Raw genomic sequence first — 18247 nt, forward strand, 5'->3', positions numbered from 1 at the left:
CGGCCGCACCACAGCCGACCAGGATGCGGACATCGTTGCGGCGCAGCCTGAAGATGCCCGCCAGCCGCGATGCCAGCCCGGAGCCAACCTGCGTATAGCCGGCTTCCAGCCCGACCGAGGCGCCAAAACCGCTGGAGATCATCGTCTGGCCGGCGATGATGAAGGTGTCGGTCAGCGACATGCGCCCGCCATAGAGCGCATTGGCTTCGATCGGGTCGATCGGCGTGCGGAATTTCCGTATCCTGAGCCAGACCACCGTCAGCCCCAGCAGCATGCCGCCGATCGCCGGTATCAGCGCCTGCATCGGATTGGCGAGCGAGAACATGCCGGAAAGCCGGCCGCCTGGCTGAACGCCGAACAGCAGCCCGTGCAGGTCCTGCACGATCTGGCTCATCGCCGTGACCAATATGCCAGCCATCACGCCTACGACACCGGCGAGAACGACCACCACGATGCCGCGTGCCTCGAGCAGGGGCAACGACCTGATCAGCACCGCGCGCAGCCGGCGGGCGTAGACTTCGCTGTGGTTTCTGGAAAGCACCGGGGCGGCTCGCCGATATCGAAAGGCAGTGGAAAGCCAGCCTGATACGCCCGGCGGCACGGCATGGCAACCACAATGCCGACAGACACCACATTGGCGACAGCGGGCGCGATATCGATCGGCCGATGGACCGTTCAGGTCGGCATGGGCTCGCCGGCTTCATAGAGCACGAGGTTGCGCTCGCCTATGCCAAGCGCCGGCCAGCTCGCACGCCAGTCCGCAATGTGCGGCGAACGGAAATGCGCCTCGAGCGCCGTCCTGTCGCTCCAGACTTCCGTGACCCGGATGAGCCCGGCATCGAAAACATCCTGCGCATAGGAATATTCGAGACAGCCGGGCTCGGCGCGGCTGCCGGAAACCATGCGTTCCATAGCGGGCTTAGCTTCCTCCAATTTGTTTGGCGGCAGGCGGATGGTGCCGATGATCAGAAGCATGGGTTTTCCCCTTCTTTACAAGGCCGACCGGCACGGCGGCCTGCGCATGGTCGTTCGAACTAGCCAGTCTCCCACCCTCGCGCAAGCTTGGCGGGCTACCCTCACAGGGCTGTCGTGCGCTCGGCAGTCTATGGGGTTTGAGGACGATATGGCGATCAGCGAAAGCATTCAGCCCGGCGCGGTGGCCAAGAACGGCCGCGACGTCTTCTTCGCCATCGGCATCGTCATCATCCTGGCCGTCCTGTTTCTGCCGATTCCGGCCTTTCTCATCGACATCGGCCTCGCCTTCTCGATCGCGCTTTCGGTGCTGATCCTGATGGTGGCGCTGTGGATCCAGCGGCCTCTCGATTTCTCGTCGTTCCCGACCGTGCTGCTCATCGCCACCATGCTCAGGCTGTCGCTCAACATCGCCACCACGCGCATGATCCTGTCGCACGGCAATGAGGGCACGCATGCGGCCGGCTATGTCATCGCCGGCTTCTCCAAGCTGGTGATGGCCAGCGACTTCGTCATCGGCCTGATCGTCTTCATGATCCTGATCGTGGTGAACTTCATCGTCATCACCAAGGGCGCCACCCGTATCGCCGAAGTCGGCGCCCGCTTCACCCTCGATGCCATCCCCGGCAAGCAGATGTCGATCGACGCCGACCTCTCCGCCGGGATGATCGACGACAAGACCGCGCAGCTGCGCCGCCGTGAACTGGAAGAAGAAAGCTCCTTCTTCGGCTCGATGGACGGCGCCTCGAAGTTCGTGCGCGGCGACGCCATCGCCGGCCTCATCATCACCGCCATCAACATCGTCGGCGGCATTGCCATCGGCTACATCAGGCACGGCATGGGCATGGGCGAAGCCGCCGACGTGTTCATCAAGCTGTCGGTCGGCGACGGCCTCGTCACCCAGATCCCGGCACTGATCGTGTCGCTCGCCGCCGGCCTGCTCGTCTCCAAGGGCGGCACCCGCGGCTCGACCAACCAGGCGGTGTTCGGCCAGCTCGGTGCCCACCCGCGCGCCCTCTATGTCGCGGCATCGCTGCTGGTCCTGCTCGGCCTGATGCCCGGCCTGCCGCTGTTCCCGTTCTTTGCGCTCGCCGCCGGCATGGCCGGTCTCGGCTATGTCATCCCGATGCGCGCCAACCGCGCCGTCGCCGAAGCCGAGGCGATCAAGGACCAGGAAAAGGCGACCAAGGTCGAAGAGGAGAAGAACTCGGTCAAGGCTTCGCTCGCCACCGCCGAGATCGAGCTTTTGATCGGCAAGCAGCTGTCGACAAGGCTGCTGACGTCGCATCAGGAACTGGTTTTCCGCATGGGCAAGATGCGCAAAAAATTCGCCACCCAGTACGGCTTCGTCGTGCCGGAAGTGCGCGTCGCCGACGATTTCGCCATCCCGCCGAAGAGCTACCAGATCAAGGTGCACGGCACCGTGGTGGCCGAGTACCAGATGCGCGTCGGCGAGATCATGGTGCTGCTCGGCAACCGCGACATACCCGAGATACCGGGCGAGGAAATCCGCGAGCCGGCCTTCGGCATGCGCGCCTATTCCGTGGTCGAAGCCTTCGCCGAGGATTTGAAGCGCGAGAACTACACCTTCGCCGACAACATGTCGGTGCTGCTCACCCATCTCTCCGAGGTCATCCGCAACAACCTGCCGCAGCTTCTGTCCTACAAGGACATGAAGGCGCTGCTCGAACGCCAGGACCAGGAATACCGCAAGCTCGCCGACGAGATCTGCACCACGCACATCTCCTATCCCGGCCTGCAGGCGGTGTTGAAGCTGCTGCTGGCCGAGCGCGTCTCGATCCGCAATCTGCACCTGATCATCGAGGCGATCGCCGAGATCGCGCCGCATGTGCGCCGCACCGAGCAGATCGTCGAGCATGTCCGCATCCGCATGGCCCAGCAGATATGCGGCGACCTGTCCGAGGGCGGCGTGCTGAAAGTGCTTCGCCTCGGCAACCGCTGGGACCTCGCCTTCCACCAGAGCCTCAAGCGCGACGCCAAGGGCGAGGTGCGCGAATTCGACATCGACCCGCGTCAGCTCGAGGAGTTCGGCCAGGACGCCACCAAGGCGATCAAGAAATATCTGGAAGCCGGCGAGCGTTTCGTCCTCGTCACCGCGCCCGACGCCCGCCCCTATGTGCGCATGATCATCGAGCGCCTGTTCACCACTCTGCCGGTGCTCAGCCATGTCGAAATCGCCAAGGGCGTCGAGATCAAGGTGCTCGGAACCATATCGTGAGCGTGCTGTCGCAAGGCGTCGTCATCGCGGCGTTCCTCGCCTTCTGCCGCATCGGCGCCTGTTTCATGCTGATGCCGGGCCTGTCCAGCGCCCGCGTCCCGGTCCAGGTCAGGTTGTTCGTGGCGGTCGCCGCCACCGGCGGCCTGCTCGCCTTTCTGTGGGACAAGATCTTTCCTTTCGTCGACCCGCGCCCGCAGATCCTTGTGCCGATGATCATCTCGGAACTTCTGGTCGGCGGCCTGATCGGCGCCATGACCAGGCTCTACATGGAAGCCCTGCGCTTCATGGGCTCGGCCATCGCCATGCTGGTCGGTTATGGCGGGACCGGCGGACCGGCGATCGAGGAGCCCGAACCCCAGGCAGCCCTTGCCGCAATCATCTCGTTCTCGGCGCTGTTGATGCTGTTCGTCTTCGATTTCGACCACGAGATAATACGCGCGCTGGTTTCCTCCTACACGGTCGCGCCGGTCAACGTCTTCTTCAACCCGCAGGCCGCCCTCGTCGATGTCACCGACACGGTGTCGGACACGTTCTTCCTGGTCATCCGCCTCGGCAGCCCGTTCGTCGCCTATGCTATTCTCGTCAATCTGACGATCGGCTTCGTCAACAAGCTGACGCCGCAGATCCCGATCTATTTCATCTCCCAGCCCTTCATCATCGCCGGCGGCATGATCATCTTCTATTTCGCCGTCGGCACCATGCTGTCGCTGTTCGTCGACGGCTTCGTCGATCTGACATTGGCGAGATAGAAATGAGCACGCGCAAGGACCGCCTCAAGAAGCTGGTCAAGGTTCAGGAACAGCTGAAGGCGCTGCACGAAACCCGCCACGCCACCTTCCTTGCGGCGGCCAGTGCCGCCGAGGCCGAGGCCAAGGAACTGGTCGGCCATTTCGACCAGGCCGATTCGCTCTCCGCCCTGTTTCCCGATCTCTACCATCGCCGCATTGCCCAGGCGGTCGTGCGCCAGGAAGCGAACCTGGCGAGCGCCAGGCAGGAAGCCAGCCTCATCGCCGCGGCGTCCGCCCGCACCAATATGGTCGAGCGCGCCTACAAGGACGTACGCAGCCGCGACGAACGCGAACGCTCCGACCGCGAGCGGCTGGACCTGATCACGCAGAAGCGGACGCAGGAGTAGCTGGGAGGATTGCGTGGCGCGAAGCGGACCCTCCAAGGTTCGGCTTTCCCGTAAACGCTTTACAGCCCGGTTTGGTAGCGCTACCGTTTCGGCCTAGCGTGAGCCTGGGAGGAGCCAGGGCTGTCGCTAGCGGAAGCGTTGTTCCTTCGACGACGTCGCGGGAATTTGTTGGGAGGATCGATGGCGTCTGTCGCAATTGGCGAAGTTTATAAATCATTCGGCGCTGTCGAGATCCTGCACGGGGTCAGCGTGAACATCGAGGACGGCGAGTTCGTCACTCTGGTCGGACCGTCGGGCTGCGGAAAATCAACCCTCCTCAGAATGATCGCCGGCCTGGAAAAGATTTCACGCGGCCAGATCGCGATTGGCGAACGTGTCGTCAACAACGTTGCGCCCAAGGAGCGCGACGTCGCCATGGTCTTCCAGAACTATGCGCTCTACCCACACATGACCGTTGCCGAGAACATGGCGTTCTCGCTGATGCTCAAAGGAGTTTCCAAGCCGGAGAGCGATGCCGGCGTGCGCCGCGCGGCCGAAATCCTTGGGCTGGTGCCGTTGCTGGCTCGCTATCCTCGGCAGCTTTCCGGCGGCCAACGCCAGCGCGTCGCAATGGGCCGCGCGATCGTTCGTGATCCGGCGGTCTTTCTCTTCGACGAACCGCTGTCCAATCTCGACGCCAAACTCAGGGTGCAGATGCGCGCCGAGATCAAGGAACTGCACCAGCGCCTCAAGACCACGACAGTCTACGTCACTCACGATCAAATCGAAGCCATGACCATGGCTGACAAGATCGTGGTCATGCATGACGGCATCGTCGAGCAGATAGGGCCGCCGCTGGAACTCTATGACCGGCCGAACAATCTTTTTGTCGCCAGCTTTATCGGCTCGCCGGCCATGAATTTGCTGAGGGGCGAGATCGCTACCGACGGCTCACCCTCGTTCCGCGGCGCCGGGGGGATTTCGGTCCCGTTGGCCTCGGCACTTTCCATCCGCAATGGCGAGCCTGTGGTGCTGGGAATAAGGCCCGAGCATTTGCGGCTGTCCGACGACCAGGGCATTCCGGTCACCGTCGCGGTGGTTGAACCAACCGGGTCCGAAGTGCAGCTCATCGGCCGGACAGCCGGCGGCGAAGAGATCGTCGCGAATTTCCGGGAACGACATTCCTTTACGCCGGGCGAAACCATCCGGCTTACGGCCGAGCCCAGCCTTATCCATCTCTTTCACGCAGAAACCGGACAGAGATTCCAGACACGTATCGATCAGTAGGACCACAGGCAAGGACAACAACAGGAGGAAACGAGCATGAAGTTCACCAGACGCGACGTGATCCGCACCACCGCCGGCGCGGCGGCGGGTGCCTTGGGAAGTCGGTTCATCAGCTCTCCGGCCCTTGCCCAGGACGGACTGAAATACAAACCCGAGGATGGCGCCAAGCTTAGACTGCTGCGCTGGTCGCCCTTCGTCCAGGGCGATGAGGACCAATGGCTGGCCAACACCAAACGCTTCACCGAGGCGACAGGTGTCGAGGTTCGCGTCGACAAGGAAAGCTGGGAGGACATTCGTCCCAAGGCGGCGGTCGCAGCAAATGTCGGGTCCGGCCCCGACCTGATGTTCGTCTGGTTCGATGACCCGCACCAATATCCCGACAAGCTGCACGACGTGAGCGAACTGGGCGAGTATCTCGGCTCGAAATATGGCGGCTGGCACGAGGGACCTAAGCAATATGCGACACGCGACGGGAAGTTCGTCGGCCTGCCCCTGGCCACGATCGGCAATGCCATCGTCTATCGGGAAAGCTGGGTGAAAGAGGCCGGCTTTTCGGAGTTTCCCAAGGACACGAAAGGCTTCCTGGAACTTTGCAAGGCCTTGCAAGCGAAGGGACATCCTGCCGGCTTCACGCATGGCCATGGCGTCGGTGACGGCAACAACTATGCTCATTGGCTGCTGTGGAGCCATGGCGGCCAGATGGTCGACGAGAGTGGCAAGGTAACGATCAACAGCCCCGAGACCCTCAAGGCGATCGAATACGCGCAGGAACTCTACAAGACCTTCATTCCAGGCACCGAAAGCTGGCTCGACGTCAACAACAACCGCGCCTTCCTGGCCGGCGAACTGGGGGTGATCGCCAATGGAATTTCTGCCTACAACACGGCCAAGATCAACAAGGACAAAGATCCAAAGCTGGCTGAAATCGCCAAGGACATACGCACGACCAACCTGCCCATCGGTCCTGTCGGCAAATCCGTCGAATTGTTCCAGGTGACCACGGCTGTCATCTTCAATTACACGCCCTACCCTAACGCGGCTAAGGCGTATTTGCAGTTCATGTTCGAGGAACCGCAAATGAAGGACTGGATCACCTCCTCGGCCGGATATTGCTGCCAGACACTGAAGGCATTCGACAACAACCCCGTGTGGACTGCCGATCCCAACAACGCCGCTTACGCCAAGGCTTCGGCTACTCTGCGGCCTAACGGCTATGCCGGGCCGCTCGGCTATGCCTCGGCGGCAACCATGGCCGACTACGTGCTGGTCGACATGTTCGCCAAAGCGGTGACCGGCCAGGCCACGCCGCAAGAGGCAATGGAAGAGGCCGAGAAGCGGGCAAATCGCTATTATCGCGTTTGAGCCGGCTCAGCCGGGCAGCGCGGCTGCCCGGCTGGCTTCGGATTGCGTCGCGGCCGATCCGGCCTATCAATGAGACCTCAGCAGGAGCCAACCCATGGCCGTGCCGTCAGCTGCTATCCAGCCGCGACCTTCGATCTTCTCACGGATTCTGTCGCGCTGGAGCGAAAGCAGGAACGCACTTGGCTTCGGCTTCATGCTTCCGGCGGCTGCACTGCTGCTTGTCTTCCTGACCTATCCGCTGGGGCTCGGCGTCTGGCTCGGCTTCACCGATGCCCGCATCGGCCGCCCCGGCATCTTCATCGGCGTCGAAAACTATGAATATCTGTGGAGCGACGCCGTCTTCTGGCTCTCCGTCTTCAACACCTTGCTCTACACGATCAGCGCCTCGATCCTGAAATTCGCGCTCGGCCTCTGGCTGGCGCTCATCCTCAACCAGAACCTTCCCTTCAAATCGTTCTTCCGCGCGATTGTCCTGCTGCCGTGGGTGGTGCCGACGGTGCTCTCGGCCATCGCCTTCTGGTGGATCTACGATTCGCAGTTCTCCATCCTGTCGTGGGCTCTCATGGAAATGGGACTGATCGATCACCGCATCAATTTCCTTGGCGATCCGGAGAACGCGCGCGCCTCGGTGATCGCTGCCAATGTCTGGCGCGGCATTCCTTTCGTGGCCATCACGCTGCTGGCCGGCCTGCAGACGATTCCCCAATCGCTTTACGAGGCCGCGACGCTCGACGGCGCCAGCCGTTGGCAGTTGTTCCGCTATGTGACGCTGCCGCTGCTGACGCCGATCATCGCCATCACCATGACCTTTTCGGTCCTGTTCACCTTCACCGATTTCCAGTTGATCTATGTGCTGACTCGCGGCGGACCGGTGAATGCCACCCATCTGATGGCGACGCTCTCGTTCCAGCGCGGCATTTCCGGCGGCCAGCTTGGCGAGGGAGCCGCGATCGCGGTGGCGATGATCCCGTTCCTGCTAGCGGCGATCCTTTTCAGCTATTTCGGGCTGCAACGTCGTAAATGGCAGCAGGGCGGTGGAGACTGACATGGCCGCGATCGAAACGAACAATCGTCCGAACACGGATGAAGGCGGCATGGGCTATCTCCAGAGCCTGCCCCGGCGCGTGGTCACCGTTTATCTGCCGCTCCTGATATTCGTCATCGTGCTGCTGTTCCCGTTCTACTGGATGACGATCACGGCGGTGAAACCCAATCTCGAGATGACGGATTATGCCAATTTCAACCCGTTCTGGGTCGTCCATCCGACGCTCGAGCATATTCGGTATCTGCTCTTCGACACGTCCTATCCGGGTTGGCTTCTCAACACGATCATCATCTCGACCGCCTCAACTTTCCTGTCGCTGCTGGCAGCGGTGTTCGCTGCCTATGCGATCGAGCGCTTGAGGTTTTCCGGGGCGCGGCAGGTCGGCTTGGCGATCTTCCTGGCCTATCTCGTGCCGCCCTCGATTCTGTTCATTCCACTGTCGGTAATGGTGTTCAACCTCGGCCTTTACGATACGCCGTTCGCACTGATCCTCACCTATCCGACCTTCCTCATTCCATTCTGCACGTGGCTCTTGATGGGCTACTTCCGCTCGATCCCTTTCGAACTGGAAGAATGCGCGCTGATCGACGGCGCGAGCCGCTGGCAAATCCTGACCAAGATAGTTCTGCCGCTGTCGGTGCCCGGTCTGATCTCCGCCGGCATCTTCGCTTTCACCCTGTCATGGAACGAATTCATCTACGCCTTGACCTTTATCCAGTCGTCCGAAAACAAGACCGTGCCGGTCGGCGTGCTTACCGAGCTCGTACGTTCGGACGTCTATGAATGGGGAGCCCTGATGGCAGGCGCGCTGATCGGCTCCCTGCCGGTGGTGGTGCTCTATTCATTCTTTGTCGAACACTACGTCTCCTCGATGACGGGGGCGGTCAAGGAGTGAAGCTGAGGCGGAAATCCCACCCTCGGCGCAAAGCCGGCAGCTTCGATCCGATCCCCGCACTCCGCTCCCTCCCCGCAAGCCTGCCACAAGCTTGTTGAGGCATGGTCTGGTCAGGGAAAACCGGTAAAAGGCGGACTTTCTTGGCGATTTCTCCACCCAGCGACATCGTTATGGATGTGGCCCGAGCCGCCGACCCGGCGGATATCGAGACCGCCCGCGCCGCGCTGGCAAAGCGGGCCGGCGGCGCTGCGGGCACGTTTTCACTCGACACCGCCGCTTCGGTCGATGCCGGCTCGATCCTGTCGCGCGCCACCGCCGACAAGGCCGCCGCTGCAACCGACCCGGCCAACAAATTCAAGAAGTTCGAGGCGATGGTGCTGCAGACCTTCATCCAGAACATGCTGCCAAAGGACACCGAGGGCGTCTACGGCAAGGGCTTGGCTGGCGACATGTGGAAATCGCAGCTTGCCGAGCGGGTGGCCGACGTGATGGCCGAACGCGGCGGCATCGGCATCGCCAAGTCGATGCTTGCCGACCACTATCTCGAAGGCAAGCGCGTGGTTCCGGTCGGTCCGGTCTCGGGCGGGTTGGAAAAGACCGAGATCGACCAGCAAAACAGCCTGTCGACCTCGCTGGTCCACCAATTGCAGCGCAAGGCTGCGGGGTCGATGACCGGTGACGAGACGACCATAAAAACAAACATCAAGATCTAAACTGGGAAACGCCATGGCCGACTTTTCAGAATCCACCCCCAATCTGCCAGCACGCACGACCGCGTCGGAAGCGCCGATCCCGTTCGCGCGGCCCGGCAACCTCGCCGCCATCATCGGTCGCATCGAGGAAGTGGTCGAGGAAGAGACCGCCGGCATCCGCAACGCGACCAACTATGATCTCAAGGCATCGAACGCCCGCAAGAGCCGCTACCTCTACGAGTTGACGCGCGCCATGAAGGGCGGCAGCGAAGCCGAATTCCTCGAACAGCACCGCGAGGGCCTGACCCGGCTGCGCCAGAAGCTGGCGAAGAACGAAGCGGCGATCCTGGCGCATCTCAGCGCGGTCAACGAAGTCGCCAGCCTGCTGCGGCACGCCATCCAGCGCGCCGAGACCGACGGCACCTACTCCGCCGGCGAGTTCGGCTGGATGAAGGCATGATGCCGAACACGAGCGACACTTGGGAGATACTGCCGAAGCAACGGCGCAGTGCCGCGTCGCCTTCACAAGGGACTGATCAAGGGACTGACAAGAGCCGATGATCAAGGTCATCGCCATCGCCGTCTGGATCTGCGCAGCAACTCTCGGCGCAGTATTCTATTCGTTTCAGGCGGCCGGAGAGCGCGGTGTCGGCGAAACGCCGAAGCCGATGCTGGGCGGTCTCGACTACGTCAAGACCGACATCATTTCGGTGCCGCTGATCCGCGATTCTGAGATCGGCGGCTATTTCCTGACCAAGCTCGTCTACACCGTCGAACCCGAGCAGATAAAGAAGCTGTCCATTCCGGCCGAAGCGCTGATCACCGATCAGGTCTATTCCTACCTCTATTCCAATCCGCAGATCGACTTCACCAACAAGGCGACGATCGATCTCGATGCCTTCCGCGCCGCAATCCGCGATACCGTCAACGCGCGTGTCGGCGCGCCCTTGGTGCATGAGGTTCTGATCGACCAGGTCAATTTCCTGTCGAAGGACGAAATCCGCGACAACTGGCTGCGCCGCAAGAAAAGTGAGACGGCGAGCGAAATGACCAAGGCGTTCAAGGAACACTGAGTTGCCCCGGCTCGGAGTCCCGGCCTCACCGGGGCTCACCTGCCGCGACGGCAGGAACCAACCGCCCGAATTCGCGTTGACGTAAACGTCAACCCAAAGCTATATGCGGCAGCGACCGTGATCGCGAAACCGCGGCATGGGCTTCGGCTGGATCGAAGCGCCGTTGCGAGACAGATGCAACCAGACAAGGAGAACAGCGTGAGCGTTCAGGAGATTGCCGAGAAGATCAAGTCGCGGGTGGCCAGCAGCGGGTTCGATCGTTCCGTGAAATTCGACACCGGCAGCGACGGCGTCATCGTTATCGACGGCGCAACCGTCTCGAACACCGATGCACCCACCGACTGCACCATCAAGCTCTCGCTCGACGATCTGGATTCGCTGATCGCTGGCGACCTGAACCCGACGATGGCGTTCATGACCGGCAAGATAAAGGTCGAAGGCGACATGACCGTCGCCATGGCGCTCAGCCAGCTGATTGGCTGAAGGCATCCAGCCGCCTAAGGCGGCACCCACCAAGCGCAAAAAAACGCCGCCTTTTCGGGCGGCGTTTTTGCATGAAATGCTGCCGGCTTCGTGTCAGGCCGCCGATATCAGTTCCTGCGCCTTCAGCTTGCGGCCGGCCGCCTTCAGCGTGCCGTGCACGCCGTCAAGCGCGCCTTCCACCAGTTCCAGCGCCAGCAGGCGGTGCCGCTCATAGGGTCCTGGCATGGCAAGTGAACCGGTCTTCTCGGCCGAGAAGCCGAAGCGCGCGTAATAGGGCGCATCGCCGACCAAAAGGATAGCGGCATGGCCGAGACGCGCCGCTTCGGCGATGGCATGGCGCATCAGCGCCGAGCCGATGCCGGCATTCTTGAGCGACGGGTCGACGGCAAGCGGGCCAAGCAGCAGCACGGCCGCACCGCCCTCGCCCAGCCTGACATCCCACAGCCGCACGGTGCCGGCCACGCCGCCCGAAGCATCGCGGGCGACGAAGGCCAGGCCTTCCGAGGGCCGCCGGCCACGCCGCAGCTTCTCCGACGACTTTTTCCTGCGCTTCGGCCCCATGGCCCGATCGAGCAACGCCTCGCGCGCCGCAACATCGGCGGCGGTTTCGGCGACCATCACAGAGGCCGGTGCGTGGCCCCCAATTTCAACTGGCATTTTCATTTCAACTGACATTTCCATTTCCGCAATCCCTGGCGAGCGGAGATCTGTTCCACAGGCGAGCCCGGGTGGACGACACGCGCCCACCGGGGATGATCTGATCGGCTCTCTCAGCGCATTTTTAGGCGAAGTTGTGTCCGGTTCGCCGTCCGAAAATGCGCTGAGGAAGCGCCGTCAGATCACGTAGGATCGGAGAGGCTCGAAGCCGTTGAAGGCGACCGCCGAGTAGGTGGTCGTGTAGGCGCCGGTGCCTTCGATCAGCACCTCGTCGCCGATGGTCAGCGACAAAGGCAGCGGATAGGGCGTCTTCTCGTACATCACGTCGGCCGAATCGCAGGTCGGGCCGGCGAGCACGCAAGGTGCGGTCTCCGTGCCGTCATGCGGCGTGACGATCGGGTAGCGGATCGCCTCGTCCATCGTCTCGGCAAGACCGCCGAACTTGCCGATGTCGAGGAACACCCAGCGCACATTGTCGTTGGCCGCTTTCTTCGAGATCAGCACGACTTCCGACTTGATGACGCCGGCATTGCCGACCATGCCACGGCCCGGCTCGATGATGGTCTCGGGAAGCGCATTGCCGAAATGCTTGCGCAGCGCCGAGAAGATCGCCTGGCCATAGGCCTGGGCGGCTGGCACGTCACGCAGATAGCGCGTCGGGAAACCACCGCCCATATTGACCATCTTCAAGACGATGCCTTCCTCGGCGAGCGTCGCGAACACCACCTTGGCGTCGGCCAGCGCACGGTCCCAGGCGGTCAGGTCGGTCTGCTGCGAGCCGACATGGAACGACACGCCATAGGCGTCGAGGCCGAGCCCCTTGGCATGGCGCAGCACGTCGACGGCCATCGCTGGCACGCAGCCGAACTTGCGCGACAGCGGCCATTCAGCGCCCTCGCCATCGGTCAGCACGCGGCAGAACACGCGCGCGCCTGGAGCGACGCGGGCGATCTTCTCGACCTCTTCGACGCAATCGACGGCGAACAGGCGGATGCCGAGCTGGTAGGCGCGTGCGATGTCACGCTCCTTCTTGATGGTGTTGCCGAAGGAGATGCGGTCCGCCGGCGCGCCGGCGTCCATCGCCATCTCGACTTCGGCAACGGAAGCGGTGTCGAAGGACGAGCCCATCGCAGCAAGCAGGCGCAGGATTTCCGGTGCCGGGTTTGCTTTCACCGCATAGTAGATCTTGGAATCGGGCAGCGCCTTCTCGAAGGCGCGGAAATTGTCGCGCACGACATCGAGGTCGACGACGAGGCAGGGGCCGGACGGACGTCGGGTGGCGAGGAAGTCAAGGATGCGCTGGGTGGCCATCGGGGTCTCTCCATCAGCGCCTTTCGGCGCGCAATAAGGCTGCGGGACGCGGGCTGTCAGCCTCGCGAACACGCGGTGGACAAAGGCGGGACGGATATCCATGGAACCAGCCGGTGGAGACCCCGGAACCATGAAGCGCCGTCTCGCGGCGGTGAACCTTGGCCTTGCCCGGCCTTGGTTCGCTTTGTCTGCCTTGGCTTGGATGGGAGACCCGTCCGCACTGCCGGCAATGAAGGTGTGCCTCTTCAGTAACCCCGGTTTTTGGACAACCGGCAGAACACCAGAAAGGCCCGCACCGTCGTTGCTTCAAGGTGTCCTCGGGCTGGCGGTTGGCCGCTAGACCGACTGGAGGGGTTGGCTCCAGTTACCTTACCGATTTCCCTCACCATTCGAGGATCGGCGGACACCCACAGGCACGTGCGACTTTGGGCAAGCGCGATATAAGGGCGAAGACTTTCACAATCAATAAAAATCGTATCGCAGGTTGTAAAATTTCTGGCGTCGAACAATGTTGCGGCAACCGTATCCGGATATCGAACGATGACAGGCACGCACGGCCCTCTCAACGCCTTTCTCGATCTTCGCCGGATGCCGGTGGCACATGCCCAGCTAGGCCCGCTGGCCGGCCTGCGGCTGGCCGTCAAGGACATCTACGACGTCGCCGGCTACCGCACCGGTTGCGGCAATTTGCAAAAATTCGCCGAAAGCCACGCGGCCTCGCGCACCGCACCCGCCGTGCAGATGATCCTCGATGCCGGCGCACGCTTCGTCGGCAAGACGCAGACCGACGAGCTTGCCTTCGCGCTGTTCGGCCAGAATGCGCATTTCTCGTTTCCGGTGAACCCGGCGGCACCCGACCGCGTCACCGGCGGCTCCTCATCGGGGGCGGCGGCGGCGGTGGCGGGCAGGCTGGCCGATATCGCCACCGGCTCAGACACCGGCGGCTCGATCCGCGCCCCGGCGAGCTTTTGCGGACTGATCGGGCTGCGCACCACGCATGGCCGCATTCCGCTCGACGGCACGATGAAGCTGGCGCCGAGCCTCGACACGTTCGGCTGGTTCGCCGACGACATCGAGACCTACGAGACCGTCGGCAAGCTGCTGCTCGGCCGCGATCCGCACCAGCACGTGTTGGACCGGCCGCTGGCGCTGGATTGGCTGGATGGATTGGTCGCCCGCCCGGCGCTGGCCGAATATGCCGGAATGAAGGGGCTGGCGGGCGCGGTCTTCGGCGTGCCGGCGACGCCGGCAATCCGCTTCTCCTCATCTCCCGATGAACTCTATTGGTGCTTTCGCCGGGTGCAGGCCAGGGAGGCCTGGGCGGTGCATGGCGAATGGATCACCAGCGGCGAGCGCGGCCTCGGCCCCGGTGTCGAGGAGCGTTTCGGCTTTGGCCGTGCCGTCGATGACAGGACAGCCCAGGCCGAGAAGGTGCGACGTCTGACCTTTCGCGGCGAACTGAACGCCCTGCTCGGCAGGAACGGCTTCCTTGTCCTGCCGACCGTGCCTGGTCCGGCGCCTTACGTGGACAGCACGCCGGAGCAGTTCCAGGCCTATCGCGAACGGGCGCTCCAACTTCTGTGCCTGGCCGGCCTGTCCGGTTTTCCACAGATCACACTGCCGGTCGGCTCGGTCGCCGGCGCCCCGTTCGGCCTGTCGCTGCTTGGCCCTTCCGGCAGCGACATTGCCCTGATACGGCTCGGCCGGAAACTTCTCGACGCGGCACGAAAGGCCTGACCATGGACACACTGACGCGCATGCGTGCCTTCATCGACGTGGTCGAGGCCGAGGGCTTTTCGGCGGCGGCGCGCAAGATCGGCCGTTCCAAGGCCTTGCTGTCGAAATATGTGCGCGAGCTGGAGGACGAACTCGGCGCTTTGCTGCTCAACCGCACCACGCGCCAGTTCTCGATGACCGAGGCCGGCCACACCTATTACCGGCGCGCCTCGGAGATCGTGCGCGAGGTCGACAGCCTGGCCGACGCGGTGCGTGAATCCTCCGGCGACGTGCGCGGCCGGATCAAGCTGTCGGCGCCGCGCACCTTCGCCGACGCGCCGATCGGCCAGTCGCTGATCGACTTCGCCAAGCAGCATCCCGACATCGTGCTCGACATCCAGCTCGACGACCGCTTCGTCGATCTGGTCGAGGAGGGCTTCGATCTTGCGGTGCGCATCTCGCGGCTGGAGAACTCGTCGCTGATCGCCAGGCGGCTGGCGCCGTTTTCGATAAAGCTCTGCGCCTCCCCCGAACTGATCGCCAGGCATGGCATGCCGACAAGGCCGCAGGATCTCAGCCGCATGCCTTGCATCGTCGACACCAATGGCCGCGGACTGAACAACTGGCCGTTCAAGGGCGACAATGGCGATCCGGTGAGCGTTTCGGTGTCTGGTCCGGTCGAGGTCAACAGCCCGATGACGGCGAGAGCCGCGGCCGTGGCGGGCCTCGGATTTACCGTCCTGCCGGATTTCATCGCCGCGCCCGACCTCGCGAGCGGCCGGCTGGTGGCGGTGATGGATGACCGTATCCTGTCGGGCGGCGGCATCTTCGCCGTCTACCCGCACCGCCGCTATCTGCCGGCGAAAGTCCGCGTCTTCGTCGACTTTTTGGTGCAGTGGTTCAGGACGCGCGAGGCTGGCTGACCGGCGTCGATAGTCTCATGGTTCCAATTTCGCCCCCTTTCTGGTAACTCTCGGCAACTCTTCCGAGGCCTATGGACCGAGAATGCACCTGAAACGGCACGCAATCATGCTGGCTTCGGCCTTGGCGGCTACTTTTGCCGCCACTGGACCGGCTTACGTGCATCCGCATGTCTTCGCCGAGGCCCGCCTCGATGTGATTCTCTCCCCGGATCACCAAAGCGTGAAGGCTCTGCGTCATCTCTGGCGCTTCGACGATCTGTTTTCCTCGACCGTGATGATGGAGTTCGACAAGAACTCCGACCTGAAGCTCGACGACAAGGAGCTGAAGGAGGTCGCCGACACCGTTCATGCCTCGCTGGCCGAGTTCAATTACTTCCAGCTCGTCACCGTTGACGGCAAGGACGTGGCGATGACGCCGCCGCCGCATCTGATGGCCAATTTCGACAACGATCAGCTGATCATCCTTTTCGAGTCCGAACCGAAGGTGCCGATCAAGCTCCACGGCAAGATCGATATCGGCGTCTACGATCCGACATTCTACACGGCGATCGACTTCACCGAGGACTCCAACATCACGGTTGAAGGCCTGCCCTCGAACTGCACCAGCAAGGTGGTCCGTCCGGATCCGGACGAGGCTATCAAGGAAAACCAGAAGACCCTCACCGATGCCTTTTTCAACGATCCGACCGGCACCGATATGAGCAAGATCTTCGCCACCAAGCTCGAACTGGCCTGTCAGCCAGAAGGATGAAGCCGGTGACGAAACCGTCCCTGCGTTTGGCATTCGGCCTGTTGGCCCTCACTGTCGCCATGATGCATTTCGCCGACGCCGCTCATGCCCAGAGTTCGCTCGGCATCGGCGTCAATGACGGCATGGCGCCCACCACCGGCCCGTTCGCCCATATCCTGATGTGGATCAATCTCAGGCAGCAGGAATTCTACCGCGCGCTGGCAACGGCGATGAAGGCGATGCGCCAGGACGGCAGCAAGATCTGGATACTCGTCGGCCTGTCCTTCGCCTACGGTATTTTCCATGCCGCCGGCCCCGGCCACGGCAAGGCGGTGATCTCGTCCTACATGGTGGCCAATGAGGTGGCGTTGCGGCGCGGCATCCTCTTGTCCTTCGTCTCGGCGCTGCTGCAGGGCCTGACCGCGATCGCGGTGATGGGGGTCGCCTATTTCGTCCTGCGCGGCACCTCCGTCTCGATGACGGACGCGGCCTGGTTCATGGAGATCATGAGCTTTGTCTTCGTCACCCTGTTCGGCGCCTGGCTGCTGTGGCGCAAACTCGGCCCCGCCGTCCTGCGTCTGTTCGGCAAGGGCCCGGCCTACAGCCTGTCGGCGGCTCATGCCGGCCATTCTCACGCCGGTCATTCTCATGGGGGTCATTCTCATGGGGGCCATTCGCACGGCGCGCATTCGCATGCCGGTCACTCCCATGCAGCTCACAGCCATTCGGCGCATGCTCATTCGCACGCGCTACACGCGCATGACCATGTGCACGGCCCTTCGCACGATCATCACGATCATGCCAAACACGATCACGCTCATCACGATCACGCGGCCGGCGAAGTCTGCGATACCTGCGGCCATTCGCACGCACCCGATCCGGCGCTGCTGTCGGGCGACCGCTTCGACTGGCGCACGGCGTGGACGGCGGTGGCGGCGGTCGGCATCCGCCCCTGCTCCGGCGCCCTGATCGTGCTGAGCTTCGCCCTGCTCAACGGGCTCTGGCTCGGCGGCCTGCTGTCGGTGCTGGCGATGTCGCTTGGCACGGCCATCACCGTTTCGGCACTGGCGACACTGGCGGTGACCGCCAAGAACTGGGCGGTGTATTTCGCCGGCGACGGCCGCATGGGCAACCGCATCCACTCGATCGTCGAGATCGGCGGCGCGGCGTTTGTGTTCCTGTTCGGACTGCTGCTGCTGTCGGCGAGTTTGGCGAGCGGCGGATAGGCCGGCGCCACGAGGTTCGGAGTTTAACCCGCGATCTTGCCGCCTAGCTCATCCTCGATGTGAGCGCGGATGATCTCGTCAAAACTCTTTTCGGCGCTGAAGCCGAGCTCCTGTGACCGCTTTGCCTCGAAGCGCGTCGGCCAGCCCTTGACGATCGCCCAGATCGTGTCATCCGGAACCTCGCGGATCAGGCTTACCGCCTTCGGCCCGGCGATGCGTTCCAGCGCCTCGATCTGCTCGCCGACGGTGACGGCGACGCCAGGCATCGTCAGATTGCGGCGTGGCCCGACAGCGCTGCCGTCGATCCCTGCCGCATGGATCAGGAAGTTCACCGCCGAGCGCGGGCTGGCATGCGTGTGCACGACCGAGCGCGGCACCGGCAGGATCGCTTCGTGGCCGCTCAACGGCTCGCGGATGATGCCGGAGAAGAAGCCGGACGCCGCCTTGTTCGGCTTGCCCGGCCGCACGCAGATCGTCGGCAGCCGGATGCCGATACCGTCGAAGAAGCCGCGCCTGGTATAG

The 18247-nt window shown here is 63.0% G+C and carries 19 protein-coding genes and 1 pseudogene; 15 read left to right on the forward strand and 5 right to left on the reverse strand.

Annotated elements, in window-relative coordinates; translation table 11 throughout:
- Together EN749_RS12245 and EN749_RS12250 are read right to left on the reverse strand one after the other, a co-directional pair.
- Positions 1-541 (reverse strand): chloride channel protein (locus EN749_RS12245; protein ID WP_145990905.1); only part of this gene is annotated, 541 nt, incomplete at its 3' end.
- Positions 542-675: 134 nt separating this feature from the next.
- On the reverse strand, positions 676-975 hold the full coding sequence (locus EN749_RS12250) for a putative quinol monooxygenase (protein ID WP_128363228.1): 300 nt from the start codon (positions 973-975) through the stop codon (positions 676-678).
- A gap of 148 nt (positions 976-1123) precedes the next feature.
- Here EN749_RS12250 and flhA point away from each other — a divergent pair, with 148 nt between their 5' ends.
- From flhA to EN749_RS12305, 11 genes are all read left to right on the forward strand, one after another.
- Entirely contained in the window at positions 1124-3211 is a 2088-nt protein-coding gene (gene flhA / locus EN749_RS12255; RefSeq protein WP_127326668.1) for a flagellar biosynthesis protein FlhA, read from the forward strand.
- Positions 3208-3960, forward strand: coding sequence for a flagellar biosynthetic protein FliR (fliR, locus tag EN749_RS12260; protein WP_023810025.1), 753 nt, complete (start codon positions 3208-3210; stop codon positions 3958-3960). Before flhA ends, fliR begins: the two co-directional genes overlap by 4 nt.
- Before the next feature lie 2 nt (positions 3961-3962).
- On the forward strand, positions 3963-4346 hold the full coding sequence (locus tag EN749_RS12265) for a hypothetical protein (RefSeq protein WP_128363229.1): 384 nt from the start codon (positions 3963-3965) through the stop codon (positions 4344-4346).
- 180 nt (positions 4347-4526) lie between these two features.
- A complete protein-coding gene (gene ugpC / locus EN749_RS12270) occupies positions 4527-5612 on the forward strand; it encodes a sn-glycerol-3-phosphate ABC transporter ATP-binding protein UgpC (protein ID WP_127271287.1) in 1086 nt (361 codons plus the stop codon).
- A 36-nt stretch (positions 5613-5648) separates the two neighbouring features.
- Positions 5649-6974: an ABC transporter substrate-binding protein gene (locus tag EN749_RS12275; RefSeq protein WP_027038230.1), complete on the forward strand. Its 1326-nt coding sequence runs from the start codon at positions 5649-5651 to the stop codon at positions 6972-6974.
- 94 nt (positions 6975-7068) lie between these two features.
- A complete protein-coding gene (locus EN749_RS12280; RefSeq protein ID WP_127271702.1) occupies positions 7069-8019 on the forward strand; it encodes a sugar ABC transporter permease in 951 nt (316 codons plus the stop codon).
- 1 nt (position 8020) lies between these two features.
- Positions 8021-8914 carry a carbohydrate ABC transporter permease gene (locus EN749_RS12285; protein ID WP_127396336.1) on the forward strand — a complete coding sequence of 298 codons (894 nt, stop codon included), beginning with the start codon at positions 8021-8023 and terminating at the stop codon, positions 8912-8914.
- A gap of 101 nt (positions 8915-9015) precedes the next feature.
- Positions 9016-9627 (forward strand): rod-binding protein, encoded by a 612-nt coding sequence (locus EN749_RS12290; RefSeq protein ID WP_189367482.1) that lies wholly within the window; start codon positions 9016-9018, stop codon positions 9625-9627.
- Positions 9628-9640: 13 nt separating this feature from the next.
- A complete protein-coding gene (locus EN749_RS12295) occupies positions 9641-10066 on the forward strand; it encodes a hypothetical protein (RefSeq protein ID WP_127270030.1) in 426 nt (141 codons plus the stop codon).
- Positions 10067-10163: 97 nt separating this feature from the next.
- A complete protein-coding gene (locus tag EN749_RS12300) occupies positions 10164-10679 on the forward strand; it encodes a hypothetical protein (RefSeq protein ID WP_127270032.1) in 516 nt (171 codons plus the stop codon).
- A gap of 198 nt (positions 10680-10877) precedes the next feature.
- On the forward strand, positions 10878-11162 hold the full coding sequence (locus EN749_RS12305) for an SCP2 sterol-binding domain-containing protein (RefSeq protein ID WP_013529756.1): 285 nt from the start codon (positions 10878-10880) through the stop codon (positions 11160-11162).
- A 93-nt stretch (positions 11163-11255) separates the two neighbouring features.
- On the opposite strand, the gene EN749_RS12310 is transcribed toward EN749_RS12305, so the two are convergent.
- Positions 11256-11825 carry an N-acetyltransferase gene (locus EN749_RS12310; protein WP_128363230.1) on the reverse strand — a complete coding sequence of 190 codons (570 nt, stop codon included), beginning with the start codon at positions 11823-11825 and terminating at the stop codon, positions 11256-11258.
- A gap of 171 nt (positions 11826-11996) precedes the next feature.
- Positions 11997-13130, reverse strand: a complete 1134-nt coding sequence (odc2, locus tag EN749_RS12315) for an ornithine/lysine decarboxylase (protein ID WP_127320768.1) — start codon at positions 13128-13130, stop codon at positions 11997-11999.
- A 540-nt stretch (positions 13131-13670) separates the two neighbouring features.
- On the opposite strand from odc2, the gene EN749_RS12320 reads away from it, so the two are divergent.
- The 4 genes from EN749_RS12320 (at position 13671) to EN749_RS12335 (ending at position 17725) form a co-directional block, all read left to right on the forward strand.
- Entirely contained in the window at positions 13671-14867 is a 1197-nt protein-coding gene (locus EN749_RS12320) for an amidase (RefSeq protein ID WP_128363231.1), read from the forward strand.
- 2 nt (positions 14868-14869) lie between these two features.
- A complete protein-coding gene (locus EN749_RS12325) occupies positions 14870-15769 on the forward strand; it encodes a LysR family transcriptional regulator (RefSeq protein ID WP_127272432.1) in 900 nt (299 codons plus the stop codon).
- Between the two features lie 82 nt (positions 15770-15851).
- Positions 15852-16520, forward strand: coding sequence for a DUF1007 family protein (locus EN749_RS12330; protein WP_128363232.1), 669 nt, complete (start codon positions 15852-15854; stop codon positions 16518-16520).
- The gene (locus EN749_RS12335) at positions 16517-17725 is read left to right on the forward strand and encodes a nickel/cobalt transporter (protein ID WP_127809405.1); all 1209 of its coding nucleotides are present in this window, start codon (positions 16517-16519) and stop codon (positions 17723-17725) included. The genes EN749_RS12330 and EN749_RS12335 overlap by 4 nt, the downstream gene beginning before the upstream one ends.
- Before the next feature lie 23 nt (positions 17726-17748).
- Here the strand turns inward: EN749_RS12335 and EN749_RS12340 are convergent.
- Positions 17749-18247: pseudogene (locus EN749_RS12340) on the reverse strand (NAD-dependent epimerase); the annotation flags it as partial.

The sequence above is a fragment of the Mesorhizobium sp. M7A.F.Ca.ET.027.02.1.1 genome (genome assembly GCF_004022985.1).
Lineage (GTDB): Bacteria > Pseudomonadota > Alphaproteobacteria > Rhizobiales > Rhizobiaceae > Mesorhizobium.

Coding starts and splice junctions, on each gene's coding strand:
- EN749_RS12290 (WP_189367482.1), top strand. CDS start 9,016: ATGGTCTGGTCAGGGAAAACCGGTAAAAGGCGGACTTTCTTGGCGATT.
- EN749_RS12325 (WP_127272432.1), top strand. CDS start 14,870: ATGGACACACTGACGCGCATGCGTGCCTTCATCGACGTGGTCGAGGCC.
- EN749_RS12310 (WP_128363230.1), bottom strand. CDS start 11,825: ATGAAAATGCCAGTTGAAATTGGGGGCCACGCACCGGCCTCTGTGATG.
- EN749_RS12285 (WP_127396336.1), top strand. CDS start 8,021: ATGGCCGCGATCGAAACGAACAATCGTCCGAACACGGATGAAGGCGGC.
- EN749_RS12265 (WP_128363229.1), top strand. CDS start 3,963: ATGAGCACGCGCAAGGACCGCCTCAAGAAGCTGGTCAAGGTTCAGGAA.
- EN749_RS12275 (WP_027038230.1), top strand. CDS start 5,649: ATGAAGTTCACCAGACGCGACGTGATCCGCACCACCGCCGGCGCGGCG.
- EN749_RS12300 (WP_127270032.1), top strand. CDS start 10,164: ATGATCAAGGTCATCGCCATCGCCGTCTGGATCTGCGCAGCAACTCTC.
- EN749_RS12335 (WP_127809405.1), top strand. CDS start 16,517: ATGAAGCCGGTGACGAAACCGTCCCTGCGTTTGGCATTCGGCCTGTTG.
- EN749_RS12280 (WP_127271702.1), top strand. CDS start 7,069: ATGGCCGTGCCGTCAGCTGCTATCCAGCCGCGACCTTCGATCTTCTCA.
- ugpC (WP_127271287.1), top strand. CDS start 4,527: ATGGCGTCTGTCGCAATTGGCGAAGTTTATAAATCATTCGGCGCTGTC.
- EN749_RS12250 (WP_128363228.1), bottom strand. CDS start 975: ATGCTTCTGATCATCGGCACCATCCGCCTGCCGCCAAACAAATTGGAG.
- flhA (WP_127326668.1), top strand. CDS start 1,124: ATGGCGATCAGCGAAAGCATTCAGCCCGGCGCGGTGGCCAAGAACGGC.
- EN749_RS12320 (WP_128363231.1), top strand. CDS start 13,671: ATGACAGGCACGCACGGCCCTCTCAACGCCTTTCTCGATCTTCGCCGG.
- odc2 (WP_127320768.1), bottom strand. CDS start 13,130: ATGGCCACCCAGCGCATCCTTGACTTCCTCGCCACCCGACGTCCGTCC.
- EN749_RS12330 (WP_128363232.1), top strand. CDS start 15,852: ATGCACCTGAAACGGCACGCAATCATGCTGGCTTCGGCCTTGGCGGCT.
- EN749_RS12295 (WP_127270030.1), top strand. CDS start 9,641: ATGGCCGACTTTTCAGAATCCACCCCCAATCTGCCAGCACGCACGACC.